Annotated in this window: 18 protein-coding genes; 11 read left to right on the top strand and 7 right to left on the bottom strand. The window is 59.6% G+C overall.

Going from position 1 to position 17,015, the window contains the following annotated elements; all coding sequences use genetic code 11:
* Positions 1-10 precede the first annotated feature (10 nt).
* Together BSG20_RS22490 and BSG20_RS22485 are read right to left on the bottom strand one after the other, a co-directional pair.
* Positions 11-874: a sugar phosphate isomerase/epimerase family protein gene (locus BSG20_RS22490; protein WP_072378457.1), complete on the bottom strand. Its 864-nt coding sequence runs from the start codon at positions 872-874 to the stop codon at positions 11-13.
* A gap of 30 nt (positions 875-904) precedes the next feature.
* Positions 905-2,275 carry an amidase gene (locus BSG20_RS22485; protein WP_072378458.1) on the bottom strand — a complete coding sequence of 457 codons (1,371 nt, stop codon included), beginning with the start codon at positions 2,273-2,275 and terminating at the stop codon, positions 905-907.
* Between the two features lie 227 nt (positions 2,276-2,502).
* Between BSG20_RS22485 and BSG20_RS22480 the strand changes: the two genes are divergently transcribed.
* The gene (locus BSG20_RS22480) at positions 2,503-2,811 is read left to right on the top strand and encodes a hypothetical protein (protein ID WP_072378459.1); all 309 of its coding nucleotides are present in this window, start codon (positions 2,503-2,505) and stop codon (positions 2,809-2,811) included.
* A gap of 70 nt (positions 2,812-2,881) precedes the next feature.
* Entirely contained in the window at positions 2,882-3,319 is a 438-nt protein-coding gene (locus BSG20_RS22475; protein ID WP_072378460.1) for a DUF1810 domain-containing protein, read from the top strand.
* On the opposite strand, the gene BSG20_RS22470 is transcribed toward BSG20_RS22475, so the two are convergent.
* Both BSG20_RS22470 and BSG20_RS22465 read right to left on the bottom strand, forming a co-directional pair.
* Positions 3,316-3,504 carry a hypothetical protein gene (locus BSG20_RS22470; RefSeq protein WP_072378461.1) on the bottom strand — a complete coding sequence of 63 codons (189 nt, stop codon included), beginning with the start codon at positions 3,502-3,504 and terminating at the stop codon, positions 3,316-3,318. The genes BSG20_RS22475 and BSG20_RS22470 overlap by 4 nt on opposite strands.
* Positions 3,505-3,572: 68 nt before the next feature.
* A complete protein-coding gene (locus tag BSG20_RS22465) occupies positions 3,573-4,196 on the bottom strand; it encodes a TetR/AcrR family transcriptional regulator (protein WP_072378462.1) in 624 nt (207 codons plus the stop codon).
* 127 nt (positions 4,197-4,323) lie between these two features.
* Between BSG20_RS22465 and BSG20_RS22460 the strand changes: the two genes are divergently transcribed.
* Positions 4,324-4,533: a hypothetical protein gene (locus BSG20_RS22460; RefSeq protein WP_072378463.1), complete on the top strand. Its 210-nt coding sequence runs from the start codon at positions 4,324-4,326 to the stop codon at positions 4,531-4,533.
* A gap of 78 nt (positions 4,534-4,611) precedes the next feature.
* On the opposite strand, the gene BSG20_RS22455 is transcribed toward BSG20_RS22460, so the two are convergent.
* A complete protein-coding gene (locus BSG20_RS22455; protein ID WP_072378464.1) occupies positions 4,612-5,490 on the bottom strand; it encodes a sigma-70 family RNA polymerase sigma factor in 879 nt (292 codons plus the stop codon).
* A 110-nt stretch (positions 5,491-5,600) separates the two neighbouring features.
* On the opposite strand from BSG20_RS22455, the gene BSG20_RS22450 reads away from it, so the two are divergent.
* Positions 5,601-6,059, top strand: coding sequence for a carboxymuconolactone decarboxylase family protein (locus BSG20_RS22450; protein WP_072378517.1), 459 nt, complete (start codon positions 5,601-5,603; stop codon positions 6,057-6,059).
* A 64-nt stretch (positions 6,060-6,123) separates the two neighbouring features.
* Here BSG20_RS22450 and rhaI read toward each other — a convergent pair whose 3' ends face one another.
* Together rhaI and BSG20_RS22440 are read right to left on the bottom strand one after the other, a co-directional pair.
* The gene (gene rhaI / locus BSG20_RS22445) at positions 6,124-7,416 is read right to left on the bottom strand and encodes an L-rhamnose catabolism isomerase (RefSeq protein ID WP_072378465.1); all 1,293 of its coding nucleotides are present in this window, start codon (positions 7,414-7,416) and stop codon (positions 6,124-6,126) included.
* Positions 7,417-7,478: 62 nt separating this feature from the next.
* Complete coding sequence (locus BSG20_RS22440) at positions 7,479-9,575, bottom strand: bifunctional rhamnulose-1-phosphate aldolase/short-chain dehydrogenase (RefSeq protein WP_072378466.1); 2,097 nt, start codon at positions 9,573-9,575, stop codon at positions 7,479-7,481.
* A 201-nt stretch (positions 9,576-9,776) separates the two neighbouring features.
* Between BSG20_RS22440 and BSG20_RS22435 the strand changes: the two genes are divergently transcribed.
* From BSG20_RS22435 to BSG20_RS22405, 7 genes are all read left to right on the top strand, one after another.
* Positions 9,777-10,589: a DeoR/GlpR family DNA-binding transcription regulator gene (locus BSG20_RS22435; protein ID WP_037123224.1), complete on the top strand. Its 813-nt coding sequence runs from the start codon at positions 9,777-9,779 to the stop codon at positions 10,587-10,589.
* 48 nt (positions 10,590-10,637) lie between these two features.
* On the top strand, positions 10,638-11,633 hold the full coding sequence (rhaS, locus tag BSG20_RS22430) for a rhamnose ABC transporter substrate-binding protein (protein WP_072378467.1): 996 nt from the start codon (positions 10,638-10,640) through the stop codon (positions 11,631-11,633).
* Positions 11,634-11,709: 76 nt separating this feature from the next.
* On the top strand, positions 11,710-13,242 hold the full coding sequence (locus tag BSG20_RS22425) for a sugar ABC transporter ATP-binding protein (RefSeq protein WP_072378468.1): 1,533 nt from the start codon (positions 11,710-11,712) through the stop codon (positions 13,240-13,242).
* A 10-nt stretch (positions 13,243-13,252) separates the two neighbouring features.
* Complete coding sequence (locus BSG20_RS22420) at positions 13,253-14,254, top strand: ABC transporter permease (RefSeq protein ID WP_072378518.1); 1,002 nt, start codon at positions 13,253-13,255, stop codon at positions 14,252-14,254.
* Positions 14,251-15,264, top strand: coding sequence for an ABC transporter permease (locus BSG20_RS22415; RefSeq protein WP_072378469.1), 1,014 nt, complete (start codon positions 14,251-14,253; stop codon positions 15,262-15,264). Before BSG20_RS22420 ends, BSG20_RS22415 begins: the two co-directional genes overlap by 4 nt.
* Positions 15,265-15,275: 11 nt before the next feature.
* Entirely contained in the window at positions 15,276-15,596 is a 321-nt protein-coding gene (gene rhaM, locus BSG20_RS22410; protein WP_072378520.1) for an L-rhamnose mutarotase, read from the top strand.
* Positions 15,593-16,969, top strand: a complete 1,377-nt coding sequence (locus BSG20_RS22405; protein WP_072378470.1) for an FGGY-family carbohydrate kinase — start codon at positions 15,593-15,595, stop codon at positions 16,967-16,969. Before rhaM ends, BSG20_RS22405 begins: the two co-directional genes overlap by 4 nt.
* The last annotated feature ends 46 nt before the right edge of the window (positions 16,970-17,015 follow it).

Genomic DNA, 17,015 nt, shown 5'->3' with positions numbered 1-17,015 from the left:
CTTTCGCGGTTCAGCCAACCGCGCGCTGCTTTTGCTGATGAAATTCCTCGATGAAAGCCTTTTGAAGCAGGATGCCATCCCACTCATCGGTAAAAAATGGTGAATCGTAAATCAGCGTATAGGGTCCGCTGTAACCTGCCGCCCGACACGCTTCCAGAGATTTGCCATAATCAGCCCTGTCGAGCCCTGATCCATTGAAGTCAGCCTTGGCGTGGCAAAGTTCCGCGCGTCGCATGATGTCGCAAAGCCCGGCATATTTTTCCGGCGCAGCCCAGTTGCCAAGATCGCCGTTCAGACCGACGCTTCCCTGCAACGTATCGAGAAGCCAGTTCGTCTCCTTTGGAGAAGGCAGAAGAGCAAACCAGTTTTCGGTGACGATGCGAACGCCGCTGTCTTCAACCTGCTTTGCAAGCCAGCCCAGATGCTGTGCCGCACGTTCGAGGTTTTCTGCCGTCGGCGCCTGCTTGCCTGCGATCACCCGCATGTGCTTGGCGCCAAGCGCCGCCGCGATCTCGATCCAGCCGGCGATCCATTGAATATCGCGCGCAGCCGTTTCTGGATGGCTTGGATCACCATCTTCGACGAGCAGCGTCTGCAGCAGGATACCGGCGTCCTGAAGCGCGGCGCGCATTTCTGCCAGATGAGTGCGCTCCAGGCTCGAGAGGTGGAACGAGCATAGTTCGAGCCGCCCAATGCCGCGCTCGGCGAGCTGCCCCGGGATGTCGAGGAGCGAGCAGCGCCCCGACCCATAAGGTTCTTTAGGCGCGGCACTTTTCTCCGGATCGGGGCTATAGGGGTAAACGGCCCCAAGCAGCCGGTGCAGCGACCATGTCGAAACTGCAAATCGTCCGTTCTCCAAATTGCCTTCACTCATGTTTTCCTCCCCGGGAGCAATGCCATTGGCTCAAATGAATTCGCCGCGGATAATCTCCTCTGCCGACAGCGCCGTGCTGAGGAGCGCTTCATCACGTTTGCCCACCGCAGAGAGCAGGAAGCCGACCGGCATATCGGCATCTCCCGTCCCACAGGGGATCGATACGCCGCACCAATCGAGGAAATTGCCGAGCATCGTATTGCGCAGCGTCATGCCGTTGGTTGAAAAAAACAAATCGTCGTCAGCTTCCAGCGGCGCGATGGCCGGCGCCACGTGAGCAACGGTCGGAAAGGCAACGAAGCTCTCGCCCACGAGCTGCTCGACATCTGCCATCAACCTTTCTCGCGCGTCGAGGAGCGCAAGATAGTTCGCCAGCGTCGTCTTCTCACCAAGCCTTATGCGCATGGCGACGCGATGATCCATTTCAGCGGCTTGCGGCCCAGCCAGCCGTTCGCGGTGAAGCGCGAAAGCCTCTGCGGTCACCAGGGCACCATATTTTGCCATCAGCCCCAGGATTTCATCGAACGCAGGAATCGCGATCCGGCTGATCGATGCACCCTCTGCCGCAAGCCAATCGATGGCCGTCTCGAAGGCTGTAACAACACCGGCTTGCGCGCCATCGAACACCACGTTGTCGGGGATCACGATATCCAGCCCTTTGACAGGGCGGCTCACAATTGATGGAGACGCCGCGCCGCGCATTCCCGCGTCAATCCATACGGCATCTTGGACGGTCCTGCATAGCGGTCCGAGCGAATCCAGACTTTTTGCCAGTGGGAAAACGCCCGCCATCGGGTAGCGGCCGCGTGTTGCCTTGTATCCAACGATGCCGTTGAAGGCAGCGGGGATGCGCACCGAGCCGCCCGTGTCTGTTCCCATCGCCACCGGCACGAGGCCGGCTGCCACTGCGACGCCGGCGCCAGATGACGAACCGCCCGGGACACGCGCAAGATCGCCACTGCGGGGATTTTGCGGCGTGCCGTAATGCGGGTTGATGCCAAGCCCGGAGAAGGCGAACTCGCTCATGTTGGTGCAGCCGATCGAGACCATGCCGATCTGCTGCAGCGATGCCACGATCGGGGCGTCTGCCTGCGCCGCTGGACCGGTTGCGAGAACGGTCGATCCGGCCGTCGTTGTCCGCCCCTTGAGGTCGAAGAGGTCCTTCCAGGCCATCGGTATGCCTTCCAGCATTCCACGTGAGCGGCCATCCTTCAGTCGCTTCGATGAGGCCCTTGCCTCTTCGAGTGCCCGATCCCGGAGGATTACCGTGAAAACCGCGCGATCCGGATATGCGTCGATGCCATCGATCACGGCTTCCGTCACTTCGATCGGATCAACAGCTGCCGTTTGAATGAGCCCGGAAAGCTGCGCGACGGACATCGCGCCAAATGATTTCGTCATGGGGGTATCCGCAATCTGACTGACTGACCGAACTAAGCCGAATTTCGTCGACGAGCCAAGTCCTTAAAGTCAAATCAAACCGATTGGTTCGATTTTATGAACACTGCGTTTGTGGATCCGCTCTTCTACCGGCGCCCTCGAAAACACACATGCCCGTTGCGTGCCATTTTTTGCCGGCGCGAGGACGAGCGTATGCCGGTGCACGCATCAGTGTAGGAGTTAACAAAATGACAAACGACGAGAGTTGGAACACGGCGCGCGGCGACGTGGTGCACCACCACGCAACAGATGACGAGTTGAACGGCATGGGTGAACGCGAATACGCCGAACATGTAAATGCACACGGAGCTTCAATATCAGAACGGGTCATTGTTCTTGCAGCGTTAGTGCTTCTGGGCATTGCCGGGCTGACGGTCCACTTTGGTGTCCCTATGGCCTCGGGCCTTGACGCGGCAACAGTCGGATCAATCTCCGAATCGTTGCCATCGGTCGATTATTGCCGCGAGCATAGCCCTTACCCGAACAGATCCTGCTGAGGATCTCTCCCGCTCCGGGCATGGACAACCTTCCCCGGCGATATAGTTAAGCGCACGGGGAGGATCGGCGATGCCCGGTGAGATCGACTACAATCTGAACCGCTTCATGGACGCACAAAATGGCGTCTATGAGCGGGCGCTTTCGGAGTTGAAGGCTGGCCGCAAACGGTCTCATTGGATGTGGTTCATCTTCCCTCAGATCGCGGGCCTCGGCTCATCATTCATGGCAGAGAAATACGCCATCCGATCGGCCGAGGAAGCCTCCGCCTATCTTGCCGACCCTGTTCTCGGGAGCCGGCTGCTTCGCTGTGTCGATGCCGTGCTTGCCATCGAAGGCAGGACCGTGCACGAGATCTTCGGCTCTCCCGATGATTTAAAGCTACGGTCGTCGATGACGCTCTTTGCCGCGGTCAGCGAGCATGGATCGCCTTTTCACAACGTAATCAATCTGTTCTATCGGGGGGAGTTTGATGAACGCACCATCCAACTCTTGGATGCGAGTAACTAGCTTGCACCCGAATGTTCGAGCGACTCGATCTCAGCTGATACTTCGCTAATCCGCTCTCGCAACTCTTGATCGGTGCCGTCATCGATCTCTTCATCGCCGAAGCAACTGCGCGCCTCATAGAGCTCAAGCTTCGCCTCGAGTTCGGCGCGCCTTGTATAGAGACGATGAAGGTAACTGTAGTTCATGCCTTTGCTTCCCACATCGTCCGAAACGAGTGTAAAGGCATATGGTTCCCGCCGATCGAGCGATGCCGCTACGCAAAAGCGGTCATGGCAGCGTTGCAGGCCTTGGAGAAGTGATTGCAACATGTATCGTTGCCCATGGCTTGCCGCGTGACACGAGCGCCCTCGAGAAGCAGCGTCAGCGTGTCGGCCAGCAGGTTCGGTTCGCGCGCACCGGCTGCAAGACAGAGCGCTTCCAGCCTGTCGCGTTGCTCGGCTTTGTGACGTTCGATCACGTCGTAGGCCGGATGCCCGTCGCCTTTGAGCTCGATGGCGGCATTGGCGAGATCGCAGCCGACATGCTCGCCGCAAAGGCTCTGCGTTCGCGCTTCGACCCATGCTCGCAGCTGTGCCTTCGGATCGCCAGGATGGGCACTCTCGAGATCGCACCAGATCGCCTCGGCCTTTTCTGAAGCGCGGCGCAACGTCTCGCAGACCAGCTCGTCCTTGGAGCCGAAGTGGCGATAGAGAGTCATCTTGTTGGTCAGCGCCGCATCTGCGATCGCATCCACGCCGATGCCGCGAATGCCGTGCTCGCGAAAGAGCTCGGCGGCGGTCGAGACGATACGCTCCCGGGGCGGGATTTTCTCGTCAGTGTTTGCGGGAGATAGCACGTTCAATGATTCTGATCTTTTTGCGGACAACGTCCTTGACATCCATGTGACCGATCGGTAACAAATGCATTGTTACTTACCGGTAACACCACTCCTCGCGGAAGTCAATGTCGATCGGCGACGCGGCCGGAGTGGAACACGGGCTACCGCCCACGAAAGGAGGCAAACCATGAGCAAGACCAGAGAAGACCTGACCATTACCGAAGCCCTTCGCGACCCCCTGATCGCCATGGTGCTCCGCGCTGACGGCGTGAAAATTGACGATTTTAAGCGTCTCCTTGAGACGGCCGCCAAGAAGCGTGAGCAGCGCCCCTCTCCGGTGAGCAAGTTTATGAACGTGATTTCCAACAACCCCGCTGCCATGTGCAGCTTTTGCTGAAACTTCGGGCTATTCCCTGCCCCTTAAGAGCCGTCGCTGATCCAAGCGACGGCTTTTTTCATTTCAGGGGCCGGGCTTCTATGGTTCCAACAGTTCGTATTGCAGGTGGTCAAGATAATCGCGATCGGCAACGGCATCGATCGCTGCGATTCTGTCTCCGTCGAAGGTTAGAAGCAGGACAACACGCAAATCTCCTGCGACGGACACCACGAGCCCGAACTCCCCATCAATGAGCGCAGGCTGGGCAGCTTGGGCGCGCCCCTTGAAGGTCTCTGCGACGGCTGATGCGCCGTGAAGCTCGCGAACGGAAGGATTATACCGCATTGCCGCAGCGTCGGGGGTGAAGACCACCTGCGGATCGAGAACCGCAAGCAGCGCGTTGAGATCGCCGAGCCGCGAAGCCGCGAGGAAGGCGTTGACGATCGTCCTTTTGTGTGCGGCATCCGCTTCCGGCACATCGGTCGCTCCCTGCACGCGACGGCGAGCGCGGCTTGCAAGCTGGCGTGTTGCGGCCGATGAGCGATTGATGATTGGTGCGATATCGTCGAAGGGTAGATCGAACATATCGTGCAGCACGAAGGCGACGCGCTCAGCCGGCGCCAATGTCTCGAGGACAATTAGCAGCGCCACGCCGACGGAGTCGGCAAAGGCCACCTCCCGCTCCGGATCAACTGTCTTTGACGTGTCTGCAAGCCGTTCATGCACCGGAAGGTCAAACGGTTCTTCCCGCCTCGTCTTTCTCGAGCGCAGCATGTCCAGGCAGATCCGCGCCACGACGGTCGTCAGCCAACCACCCATATTGTCGATTGAGTCCGCGTCGCAGCGGCCGAGCCGCAGCCAGGCCTCCTGAACGGCATCGTCTGCCTCCGTGCGGGAGCCAAGCATGCGATAAGCGACCGTGGCGAGATGCGCCCTGTTCGCTTCGAATTCTCCGGCCAGCCAATTTTTCTCACCCATTGTCACATTCCTCCAGTCTGTTCCGTCAAAGCCATGACGAACGAAACCTGGCCGGTGTGACACGACACCGCCGGCGGCGTCATTTCGACAACATATCAAGGAGACATATGATGCAAGCGAGAATGGGAAACCCAGCCGTCGTCATTCCCGAAGCGATGCAGGCGCTGCACGCCCTCGGCACATTGCCGGCCAAATCAGGTCTGTCGCCAATCCTTTTGGAACTCGTCAATCTGCGCGCCAGCCAGATCAACGGCTGCAGTGTCTGCATCGACGGGCATCCACGCATCGCCAAGAAAGCAGGCGAGACCGACGAGCGCCTGTTTGCCGTCAGCGCCTGGCGCGACACACCGTATTTCACGCCTGCCGAGCGGGCAGCCCTTGCGCTGACCGAGGCGGTCACCCGTGTCAGCGATCGTACCGACCCCGTGCCGGACGACATCTGGGACGAGGCCACGCGGCATTTCGACGGCAAGAGCATGGCAGCCCTCGTCATCGCGATCGCCAATATCAACGTCTGGAACAGGCTGAACGTCGCCACCCGCCAGATCGCCGGCGAATGGAAGCCGTAAGGCACGATCGGGCCGCTATCCCTAGGACAGCGGCCCGACAAAGCAGCCTTGGGAGGCTAAGGGATCAGATAATGCCACCGCCGCCGGCGGCCGATACCGGGCGTTCGGCGGCGACCTTCCTGCGGTAGCCGCTGACACGATAGGTCGCGACGGGATCGATTGCGCCACCGGCGCGGCGGCGGGCTTCGGCAAGGATTGGCTCAACGTCGGCGCGGTAGGCGCGCTTCAGCGTCTCTGTCGCCATCAGCGCGTCATTTTCGTCCTGGTAGCCGGCAAGCGCCTTGCGGTCGACGAGGAGAGCCTGTGCATAGGCACGGCGGATCTCATTGGCGCTGTTGATCAGGCTTTCGATCGGGTCGGTGACGTTGTGCGACTGGTCGATCATGTGCGCCGGATTAAAATCGTTGACGCCGCGCTGCTCTGCATCGACAAGTTCGTTGAAGACGAGGAACAGGCGGTAGGGTTCGATCGCACCAGCGTCGAGATCGTCGTCACCATATTTGGAATCGTTGAAATGGAAGCCGCCGAGCTTTCCGAACTGAATGAGACGGGCGACGATCATCTCGATATTGGTATTGGGCGCATGATGGCCGAGGTCGACCAAGCACTGCGCCTTGGGTCCAAGGGTCTGGGCGATCAGGTAGTTGGTGCCCCAATCCTGGACGACCGTGGAGTAGAAGGCCGGCTCGTACATCTTGTGCTCGGAAAACAGTTTCCAGCCATCCGGCAGCGCCTTGTAGATGTCGCCCATCGAGGCGAGATAGCGTTCGAACGCCTTGGTGAAGTTGCTCTGACCGGGGAAATTCGAGCCATCGCCGACCCAGACTGTCAGCGCCTTGGAACCGATTGCCTTGCCGATCTCGATGCATTCGAGATTGTGTTCGACGGCCTGCGCGCGCGTTGCCGCATCGGTGTGGCTGAGCGAGCCATACTTGTAGGAATGCTTCTGGCCGGGTGCATCCGAGAAGGTATTGGAGTTCATCGCGTCGAAGCCGAGGCCAAGCGCATCGCCCTTCGCCCTGAGCTCCTTGGCGTCGGCCTTGTCCCACGGAATGTGCAGCGACACGTTCGGTGTCGCACGCGTCAACTCATTGATGACGGAGCAGTCGTCGAGCTTGTCGAAAATGCCGCGCGGTTCGCCGGTGCCGGGAAAGCGGGCAAAGCGAGTGCCGCCCGTTCCAACACCCCACGAGGGTACAGCGACGAAGAATTCCGATACCTTCGCGGTGACCGTCTCGATGTCGATGCCGCGGCGGGCCAGATTGGCGCCGAGCGCCTCATAGTCTGATTTCAGCGCATCAGCGCGCTTGTCGTTTTCCTGCGCAATGACATCCTGCGCGATCTTGGACTCGGCCATGAAATTCCTCCCGAGAATGTGGATGGGATACGGCGGGCAAGGCGCCCGCCGCCTAACTCAACTTAGCGCGGGAAGCTCTGCGCGTTGCCGGCATCGACGTTGATGATGTTGCCGGTGGACTTGGCCGAAAGATCGGACGCCAGGAAGTAGATCGCCTCTGCGATATCTTCCGGGAAGACGTTGAGCTTCAGCATCGAGCGCTTGCGGTAGTGCTCCTCCAGCTCGTTGATTTCGATCTTCGACGACGCTGCACGCTGTTCGCGCCACTCACCGCTCCAGATCTTCGAACCGCGCAAAACGGCATCCGGGTTGACGGTGTTGACGCGGATGCCTGCTTCTGCGCCCTCGAGCGCCAGGCAACGGGCCAGATGGATTTCCGCAGCCTTTGCGGTGCAATAGGCTGCCGCGTTCGGCGAAGAGGCGAGACCGTTCTTGGAGGCGACGAACACGACGTTGCCGCCGAGATCCTGCTTGCGGAACAGGCGGAAGGCTTCACGCGATACCAGGAAATATCCGGTGGCCAGAATGTCGATGTTCTTGTTCCACATCGAAAGCTCGGTGGTTTCGATCGGCGCGGACGAAGCGATACCCGCGTTGGAAACGAGGATATCCACACCGCCGAACTCGACACAGGCTTCGGCGAAGGACGAGATCACCGCGTCTTCCTTGGTGACGTCAAGCTTGACGCCGCGAACGGCATCGGTGCCGAACTGCTTGGCAAAATCGGCCTGCGTGCCGTCGAGGGCCGCCTGGTCGATATCAGCCAGAACCACGCAGGCGCCCTCGCCGATCAAGCGGGCCGCTGTTGCGCGGCCGATGCCGCCGGCGCCACCGGTGACGAAGGCAACGCGACCGGCAAGGCTCTTCGGCTTCGGCATGCGCTGCAGCTTGGCCTCCTCGAGCAGCCAGTACTCGATATCGAAGGCTTCCTGTTCAGGCAGGCCCTGATATTCGGAAACGGTCGACGCGCCGCGCATCACGTTGATGGCATTGACGTAGAACTCGCTTGCGATGCGCGCCGTGGCCTTGTCGCGTGCAAAGGAAAGCATGCCGACGCCCGGAACAAGGAAGATGACCGGATTGGCATCACGCATGGCCGGCGAGTTGTCGTGCTTGCAGTCGTTATAGTAACGCGCGTAGTCAGCGCGGTAGTCCTCAAGCGCCTTGTCGAGCGATGCAATGACAGCGTCGACATCCGGCTTTGCCGGATCGAAATCGACGATCAGCGGGCGGATCTTGGTGCGCAGGAAGTGGTCCGGGCAACTCGTGCCAAGCGCACCGAGCGGACGCAGGTTCTTCGAGTTGGCGAATTCGAGCACGGCATCCTGATCGTCGAAATGACCGAGCTTGCGCTCCGCTTTGCCGATACGCCCGCGGATCTCAGGCATCAGGCGTGCGGCGATGGCGCGACGCTCTTCCAACGGCAGGCTCTGCGTGGCGACGCCGCCGAAGATTGTCTTGCCTTCGGTCTGTTCTGCAAACCAGGTAATTGCCTTGTTGATGACGGCAAGCGTCAGTTCATAGCAGGTCTTGGCATCGTCTGCCCAGGTGAAGAGACCGTGGCTTTCGAGGACGACGCCCTTGGCATTCGGATTTGCCTTGACAAAGGCCTCGAGGTCGAGGCCGAGCTGGAAGCCTGGTCGGCGCCACGGCAGCCAGCCAATCGCGTCGCCGAAGATCTGCCTGGTCAGTTCCTTGGAATTCTTGGAGGCGGCGATCGCGATGATCGCATCCGGGTGCATGTGGTCGACATGGGTGAAAGGCACGAAACCATGTAAAGGGGTGTCGATCGAGGCGGCACGGCTGTTAAGATTGTAGGTGCAGTGCGGCAGGAAGCCGACCATGCGGTCTTCGTCTTCGACGCCCTTGTAGATCCCCTTCAGGGAATCGAGCTTGTCTTGGTAGAGCGTCGCAAAGCCGTCGAGCTTGATGGTCCCGACGTCGCCGCCGGAACCCTTTACCCACAGGATCTTGACCTTCTCGCCGGTCAGCGGATCGGTTTCCGTGACCTTGGCAGAGGTGTTGCCGCCGCCATAGTTGGTGATGCGCTTGTCGGCGCCGAGCAAGTTCGAGCGATACAGCAGCTTGCCGGGCTCATCGAGGCCAGCAGCGTAAGCATCGTCCCAACGGTTATCAAGAAGCCGGACGGTTGCCGCCATGTCATCCTCCCATAAAGAAATTTCTTGAAGACGCGAAACGAAAACCGCGTCTCTTGCGCTGACGGTATCGCTCATCAAAATACGCGTTGTCAATCAAAAACGATCAAACTCGCTTATTGTGCAGTGCAATATGCAAATTCTTGATCGTTTTTGATTGACACATTCTCACAACTGCGAAATAAGCAAGCTAGGAGGAACCCCATGCACGAACGCGAACGCCATCGCATCATATTGAGCGCCGTTCAGGAAAAGTCGGTCGTCACTGTTCAGGATATTTCCGAATTGACCGAGGCTTCCGAGGCGACGATCCGGCGTGATATCGCGGCCCTTCATGTGCAGGGGAAGATCCGGCGTGTCCGGGGCGGCGCCGAGGCGGTTCACCCGCCGCAGCTCGGCAATCTCGCCGGACGGCCCTTCCGGGTTTCGGAATCAGTCAATATCGATAAAAAGCGCTCGATCGCGCGGGCAGCCGTCGACCTGTGCGATCCAGGCGATGCCATCATCATCAATGGTGGGACGACCACCTTCCAAATGGTGCATTTCATGGCCGCCCATCGCATGCAGGTCATGACCAACTCGTTTGCCATCGCCGAGCATCTGGTCAAGCACTCGAAGAATACCGTAACGGTCCCCGGCGGCGTGATTTATCGCGAGCAGAGCCTGATCCTGTCGCCCTTCGACAATGACGCGATCCGCAATTTTTACGCCCGCCGCTTCTTCATCGGCGCCCAGGGCGTCGGTCCGCTGGGCATCATGGAAGCCGACGCCCAAATCATTCAAAGCGAACAGAAGCTCATGCACCAGGCCGATGAGTTGGTCGTCATGGTCGATTCCAGCAAGTTTCACCGCCGGTCGAGCCTCATTCTGTGCCGGCTCGACCGCGTTTCGACGATCATCACCGACGACGGCATTCCAGAGGAGTCGGTGCGAATGATCGAAGATGCGGGCATCAAGCTCGTCATTGCGAGCGTCGCAGTCTCGCAATCGAAGGAGGATTCCTCGTCCGTCGCATGAGTAGCGCCGGCAGGATGTAGTCAAGTCTTATCAACGTGGGAGGAAAGCATGAAACTTGCAAAGACACTCGCAATCGGCGTGGCGTTTGCCGTCGCCATGATGGCCGGCGCCGCAAGCGCCAAGGACGTCAAGATTGGTCTCGTGGTAAAGTCGCTCGGAAACGGTTTCTTCGAAGCCGCCAACAAGGGCGCGCAGGAAGCAGCCAAGGAACTCGGCGGCGTGGAAGTGATCTACACCGGCCCGACCTCGACGACGGCCGAAGGCCAGATCGAAGTCATCAACTCGCTGATCGCTCAAGGTGTTGACGCCATCGCCATCTCCGCCAACGATCCGGATGCTGTTATCCCGGCGCTGAAGAAGGCCAAGCAACGCGGCATCAAGGTCATCTCCTGGGATTCTGGCGTCAACAAGGACGGCCGCATCCTGCAGCTGAACCCGTCGTCCAACGAACTGATCGGCAAGATGTGCCTGACGCTCGCCAAGGACCACCTCGAAGGCGGCAAGGGCGACTTTGCAATCCTGTCGGCCACGACGACCTCGACCAACCAGAACATCTGGATCGACCAGATGAAAAAGCAGCTCAAGGACTTCCCCGGCCTCAACCTCGTCACCACGGTTTACGGCGACGACCTTTCGGACAAGTCCTATCGTGAGGCCGAAGCCCTTTTGAAGTCGAACCCGAACGTCAAGGTCATCGTTGCTCCGACGACGGTCGGTGTTCTGGCCGCTTCCAAGGTTGTCGAAGACAAGGGCCTCGTCGGTAAGGTCTACGTGACGGGCCTCGGCCTGCCCTCGGAGATGGCTGGTGCGATCAAGTCGGGTGCGACGAAGGAATTCGCCATCTGGAACCCGATCGACCTCGGCTACTCCGCAACGCAGATCGCCTATCACCTCGTCAAGGGTGACGCGACCGGCAAGCCGGGCACCGAAATCGAGGCCGGCCGCATGGGTAAGATCAAGATCGGCGACAACGGCGAAGCTGCAATGGCAGATCCCTTCGTCTACAATGCGTCGAACATCGACCAGTTCTCGAAGGTCTTCTGAGCCTGATCTCGCTCCAGAAACAGAACCCGGCGGCTAAAGCCGCCGGGACCTCCCAATTCGACACCGGTAACCGCTGATGAACACTGCCCTTCAACAACCCGTCGCAGGCTTCAAGACCGCCGACGCCGCCATTCTGGAAATGCGTGGCATTTCGCAGATCTTCCCCGGCGTGAAGGCGCTCGATAATGTCAGCATCGCGCTCTATCCTGGCAAAGTGACCGCCCTGATCGGCGAAAATGGCGCCGGCAAATCGACGCTTGTCAAGATCCTGACCGGTATCTATCGGCCGAACGAAGGCGAGATCATCGTCGACGGTAAACTGATAACCTTCGCCAATGCGCAGGCTGCCATCGACGTCGGCGTCACGGCCATCCATCAGGAAACCGTGCTTTTTGATGAACTGACGGTTGGCGAAAACATTTTCCTTGGCCATGCACCGCGCACGAGATTTCGTACGATCGACTGGAAATTGATGAACAGTCGCTCGAAGGAATTGCTGCATTCGCTTGAAAGCAATATCGATCCGACGATCCGCCTCAAGGATCTCTCGATTGCTCAGCGCCATCTCGTCGCCATCGCCCGCGCGCTCTCCATCGAAGCGCGCATCGTCATCATGGACGAGCCGACCGCAGCACTTTCGCGCAAGGAAATCGACGATCTCTTTCGTATCGTCGAGGGCCTGAAGGCACAGGGCAAGGCGATCCTTTTTATCAGCCACAAGTTTGACGAGCTTTACGAGATCGCCGACAACTTCGTGGTTTTCCGCGACGGTCGTGCGGTTGGCCACGGCCAACTCAAGGAGACACCACAAGACGACATCGTCCGGCTCATGGTCGGCCGCGATGTGGAAAATGCATTCCCGAAGATCGACGTGGCCATCGGCGGCCCGGTGCTTCAGGTCGAGAAATACTGTCACCGGACCGAGTTTCGCGACATCTCGTTCACCCTTCGCAAGGGTGAGATCCTCGGTGTTTACGGACTGATCGGCGCCGGTCGCTCCGAGCTCTGCCAGTCACTCTTCGGCATCACCAAGCCTGCATCCGGCAAGTTGAGGCTGGAAGGTCAAGAGCTTGCAATCCACTCCCCGCTCGACGCTATCGGCGCCGGGATCGTCTACGTGCCCGAAGAGCGCGGCCGCCACGGCTTGGCTCTGCCGATGCCGATCTACCAGAACATGACGCTGCCCTCGCTCGCACGCACATCGCGCAAGGGCTTCCTGAAGGCGGCCAATGAATTTGCCCTGGCGCGCAAATATGCCGAGCGCCTCGATCTGCGCGCCGCAGCACTCTCCGTTCCCGTCGGGACGTTGTCGGGCGGCAACCAGCAGAAAGTCGTTATCGGCAAATGGCTGGCAACGAAGCCCAAGGTGATCATTCTCGATGAACCGACCAAGGGCATCGACATCGGGTCTAAGGCCGCCGTGCACGGGTTCATCAGCGAACTCGCAGCCGAGGGTCTATCGATCATCATGATCTCGTCGGAGCTGCCCGAGATCATCGGAATGTCCGACCGGGTCCTCGTGATGAAGGAGGGCCTGATGGCCGGCCTCTTCGAACGCAAGGATCTGACCCCGGAAACGCTGGTTCGCGCCGCAACGGGAAATGCTTGAGGTAATCGGAATGTCCAGACTCCTGAAAAAACGCGAAACCCTGCTCTTCGTCATTATCGCGGTCATGGTCGCGATCTTCGCAACACGAGCCCAGGATTTCGCGACACCCGGCAACCTGGCTGCGATCTTCAACGACACGTCGATCCTGATCATCCTCGCACTCGCCCAGATGACCGTTATTCTGACCAAGTCGATCGACCTGTCCGTTGCTGCAAACCTTGCCTTTACCGGAATGGCGATTGCAATGATGAATGCCGCCTACCCGGACTTGCCTCTTATCGTGCTCATCCTTGCGGCAATCCTGATCGGCGCCTTTCTCGGCGCGATCAACGGATTTCTCGTCTGGGCGCTAGAGATCCCACCGATCGTTGTCACGCTCGGAACCCTGACCATCTATCGAGGCATGGCCTTCGTGCTGTCGGGCGGTGAGTGGGTGAACGCCCATCAGATGACGCCGATCTTCCTCAATGTTCCGCGCACAGTCATCCTCGGCATGCCAGTCCTCAGTTGGGCTGCGATCATCATCGTCGCGATAATCTACATGCTCTTGAAGTATACCCAGTTCGGTCGCTCGACCTACGCTGCCGGGGGCAATGCGACGGCCGCCGTGTATGCCGGCATCGATGTCGGCTGGACGAAGTTCCTCGCCTTCGTGTTGTCAGGTGCACTTGCCGGTCTCGCAAGCTATCTTTGGGTCTCGCGCTACGCCGTCGCCTATGTTGATATCGCCAGCGGATTTGAACTGGACAGCGTGGCTGCCTGCGTCATCGGCGGCATCTCGATTGCCGGTGGCGTCGGCTCCGTCATCGGGACGGTGCTTGGCGCCCTCTTTTTGGGCGTCATCAAGAATGCTTTGCCCGTCATCGGGATTTCGCCTTTCACGCAGATGGCGATCTCGGGCACCGTCATCATTCTCGCCGTCGTCTTCAACGCAAGGCGCGAGCGCAATCGCGGCCGCATCATCCTGCGCGACAAGGCCGCAGCAGAGAGCCCAGCAGAGGTGGCAGCATGAGCACCGTCGTTTCCACCCCGAGCGAAAAGCGCGTCATCCCCGATCGTCTCGGCACGCCGTTCAAGCGCATCATGTCGAGCTGGGAAGTCCTGCTCTTCGGTGTCGCCGTCCTGATCTTCATTTTCAATTCGCTGGCATCACCCTACTTCCTTGATGCCTGGAACCTGTCGGACGCGACCTTTAACTTTACCGAAAAGGCAATGATCGCCTTTGCCATGGCGCTGCTCGTCATTGCTGGCGAGATCGACCTTTCGGTTGCCGCCATCATCGCCCTTGCCTCGACAGCTATGGGAGCGGCAGCGCAAGTCGGTGTGGGGGCGCCCGGCCTCGTGCTGATCGGCATCGGCGTCGGCCTGCTCTGCGGCATGTTCAACGGTTTCCTAGTCTCCGTCATGAAGCTGCCGTCGATCGTCGTCACGATCGGCACGATGAGCCTGTTCCGCGGCATCTCCTACATCGTCCTCGGCGACCAGGCCTATGGCGGCTATCCGGAGGATTTTGCCTTTTTCGGCCAAGGCTATGTGTTCTGGGTTTTCTCTTTCGAATTCGTGCTCTTCATCGCGCTGGCGATCGCATTTGCAATCCTGCTGCATGCCACGAATTTCGGCCGGCAGGTCTACACGATCGGCAACAATGACTTCGCGGCCCGCTTCTCGGGGATTCCCGTCGAGCGCGTGAAATTCATTCTCTTCGTCCTGACCGGCGTCATGAGTGGTGTCGCTGCCGTTTGCCTGACCTCGCGCCTCGGCTCCACCCGCCCATCGATCGCGCAGGGATGGGAGCTCGAAGTCGTCACGATGGTCGTCCTCGGCGGCGTCTCGATCCTCGGCGGCTCCGGCAAGATTGGCGGCGTCGTCATCGCCGCCTTCGTCATGGGCCTCGTCACCTTCGGCCTCGGACTTCTCAACGTGCCGGGCATCGTCATGTCGATCTTCATCGGTCTGCTGCTCATTATCACGATCGCCATCCCGATTATCGCGCGCCGCATCAAAGCCCTGAGCTCGAAATGAACGGGTACCAAATGACGCTCGAAAAACACGCCTTCAAGATGACGCTCAACCCAGGCATGGAAGCCGAGTACAGGAAGCGGCATGACGAAATCTGGCCGGAACTGGTCGAGCTGCTGCACCAATCTGGCGCCAGCGACTACTCGATTCATCTCGACCGGGAAACGAACACGCTGTTCGGCGTTCTGACACGTCCCGCCGATCATACGATGGCAAGCCTGCCCGATCATCCTGTCATGAAGAAGTGGTGGGCGCATATGGCAGACATCATGGCAACCAACCCGGACAATTCTCCCGTCCAGAGTGACCTCGTCACCGTCTTTCATATGCCATGACGCCGAACTACAGCCGCATCGCCGTTCTCGATATCGGCAAGACCAATGCCAAAGTGGTGATCCTGGACAGCGTGACGGGCGTCGAGGTCGCAGTGGCGAGGACCCCGAACACGGTCCTGAAGGACGGTTTCTATCCACACTACGACATCGATAATCTCTGGTCCTTCACGTTGGACGCCCTTCGCTCCTTCGCCAAGGAGCCCGGTTTCGACGCCATCTCGATCACCACCCATGGGGCGTCGGCGGCGCTTCTCGATAGGGCTGGCAATTTGGTCATGCCGGTGCTCGACTACGAGCACGAATATCCCGCCCACATTCGCGATGCCTATGCGCGACTGCGCCCCCCCTTCGAGGAAACCTTTTCGCCGCACCAGAACATGGGCCTGAATATCGGTGCGCAGCTGCACTACCAGAAGACCGCCTTCCCCGCTGACTTTGCCAAGGTGGTAACGATCCTCACCTATCCGCAATACTGGACGGCGCGACTGACCGGTATCGTTTCGAACGAGGTAACCTCGCTCGGCTGCCACACCGACCTCTGGAACCCGCGTGACGGCCGCTACTCCTCGCTTGTCGACACACTTGGCGTCCGCGATCTCATGGCGCCGATCCGCTCCGCCTTCGATCCGCTCGGGCCGGTTCTGCCAGACATCGCCGAAGCGATCGGTTTCACCCGTGAGATCCCTGTCTATTGTGGCATTCACGATTCCAACGCGTCGCTTCTGCCACATCTGATCGATCGCACAGCACCGTTTGCCGTTGTCTCGACAGGCACGTGGGTGATCAATTTCGGGGTCGGTGGAGACCTCGATCATCTCGATCCCAAGCGCGACACACTTGCCAATGTCGATGCCTATGGGCGTGCCGTTCCCTCCTCCCGTTTCATGGGCGGACGCGAATTTGAAGTAGTCTCCGGCGAGATCGGACATGTTGACAAGGAAGTGGTTGCCACAGCAATCGAGCAGGTCATCGTGAAAGGCCTGATGCTGCTTCCGAATGTTGTGCCCGGCTCCGGACCGTTCCCCGGCAAAAGCGCCCGCTGGGTCAACACGCAGGGCGCGACGGCTGAAGAGCGTTACGCGGCGCTGTGCCTCTATCTCGCATTGATGAACCAGGCCTGCCTCGATCTGATCGGTGCGCAAGGCCCGGTAATCGTCGAAGGCCCTTTTGCACTCAACGATTCCTACCTAATGCTGCTTGCGGCGCTCACCAGCCGTGATGTCATCGCCACCCCCGGATCGACCGGCACGAGCCAGGGCGCCGCGCTGCTGAGCGGCATCCAACCGCCTGCCGCCAGCGAGCGTCACATAGCTCCGAGCACCATCCCCGGGCTCGACGCCTACCGCCAGGCTTGGCATGCAGCGATTGCATAGCAATCTTTCCATCAAGGCCCCTCGCCCCATCTTAGGGTTAGCGATA

Origin of the sequence: Rhizobium tibeticum (genome assembly GCF_900110205.1) — a bacterium.
Classification (GTDB): domain Bacteria; phylum Pseudomonadota; class Alphaproteobacteria; order Rhizobiales; family Rhizobiaceae; genus Rhizobium; species Rhizobium tibeticum.
Note: the sequence above shows the minus strand (reverse complement) of the source record. Positions and strands in the feature narration are given on the sequence as shown.

Bases quoted from the DNA above. Each gene is read 5' to 3' on its own strand.
- BSG20_RS22490 (WP_072378457.1), bottom strand. From the start codon at position 874: ATGAGTGAAGGCAATTTGGAGAACGGACGATTTGCAGTTTCGACATGG.
- BSG20_RS22485 (WP_072378458.1), bottom strand. From the start codon at position 2,275: ATGACGAAATCATTTGGCGCGATGTCCGTCGCGCAGCTTTCCGGGCTC.
- BSG20_RS22480 (WP_072378459.1), top strand. From the start codon at position 2,503: ATGACAAACGACGAGAGTTGGAACACGGCGCGCGGCGACGTGGTGCAC.
- BSG20_RS22475 (WP_072378460.1), top strand. From the start codon at position 2,882: ATGCCCGGTGAGATCGACTACAATCTGAACCGCTTCATGGACGCACAA.
- BSG20_RS22470 (WP_072378461.1), bottom strand. From the start codon at position 3,504: ATGAACTACAGTTACCTTCATCGTCTCTATACAAGGCGCGCCGAACTC.
- BSG20_RS22465 (WP_072378462.1), bottom strand. From the start codon at position 4,196: ATGTCAAGGACGTTGTCCGCAAAAAGATCAGAATCATTGAACGTGCTA.
- BSG20_RS22460 (WP_072378463.1), top strand. From the start codon at position 4,324: ATGAGCAAGACCAGAGAAGACCTGACCATTACCGAAGCCCTTCGCGAC.
- BSG20_RS22455 (WP_072378464.1), bottom strand. From the start codon at position 5,490: ATGGGTGAGAAAAATTGGCTGGCCGGAGAATTCGAAGCGAACAGGGCG.
- BSG20_RS22450 (WP_072378517.1), top strand. From the start codon at position 5,601: ATGCAAGCGAGAATGGGAAACCCAGCCGTCGTCATTCCCGAAGCGATG.
- rhaI (WP_072378465.1), bottom strand. From the start codon at position 7,416: ATGGCCGAGTCCAAGATCGCGCAGGATGTCATTGCGCAGGAAAACGAC.
- BSG20_RS22440 (WP_072378466.1), bottom strand. From the start codon at position 9,575: ATGGCGGCAACCGTCCGGCTTCTTGATAACCGTTGGGACGATGCTTAC.
- BSG20_RS22435 (WP_037123224.1), top strand. From the start codon at position 9,777: ATGCACGAACGCGAACGCCATCGCATCATATTGAGCGCCGTTCAGGAA.
- rhaS (WP_072378467.1), top strand. From the start codon at position 10,638: ATGAAACTTGCAAAGACACTCGCAATCGGCGTGGCGTTTGCCGTCGCC.
- BSG20_RS22425 (WP_072378468.1), top strand. From the start codon at position 11,710: ATGAACACTGCCCTTCAACAACCCGTCGCAGGCTTCAAGACCGCCGAC.
- BSG20_RS22420 (WP_072378518.1), top strand. From the start codon at position 13,253: ATGTCCAGACTCCTGAAAAAACGCGAAACCCTGCTCTTCGTCATTATC.
- BSG20_RS22415 (WP_072378469.1), top strand. From the start codon at position 14,251: ATGAGCACCGTCGTTTCCACCCCGAGCGAAAAGCGCGTCATCCCCGAT.
- rhaM (WP_072378520.1), top strand. From the start codon at position 15,276: ATGACGCTCGAAAAACACGCCTTCAAGATGACGCTCAACCCAGGCATG.
- BSG20_RS22405 (WP_072378470.1), top strand. From the start codon at position 15,593: ATGACGCCGAACTACAGCCGCATCGCCGTTCTCGATATCGGCAAGACC.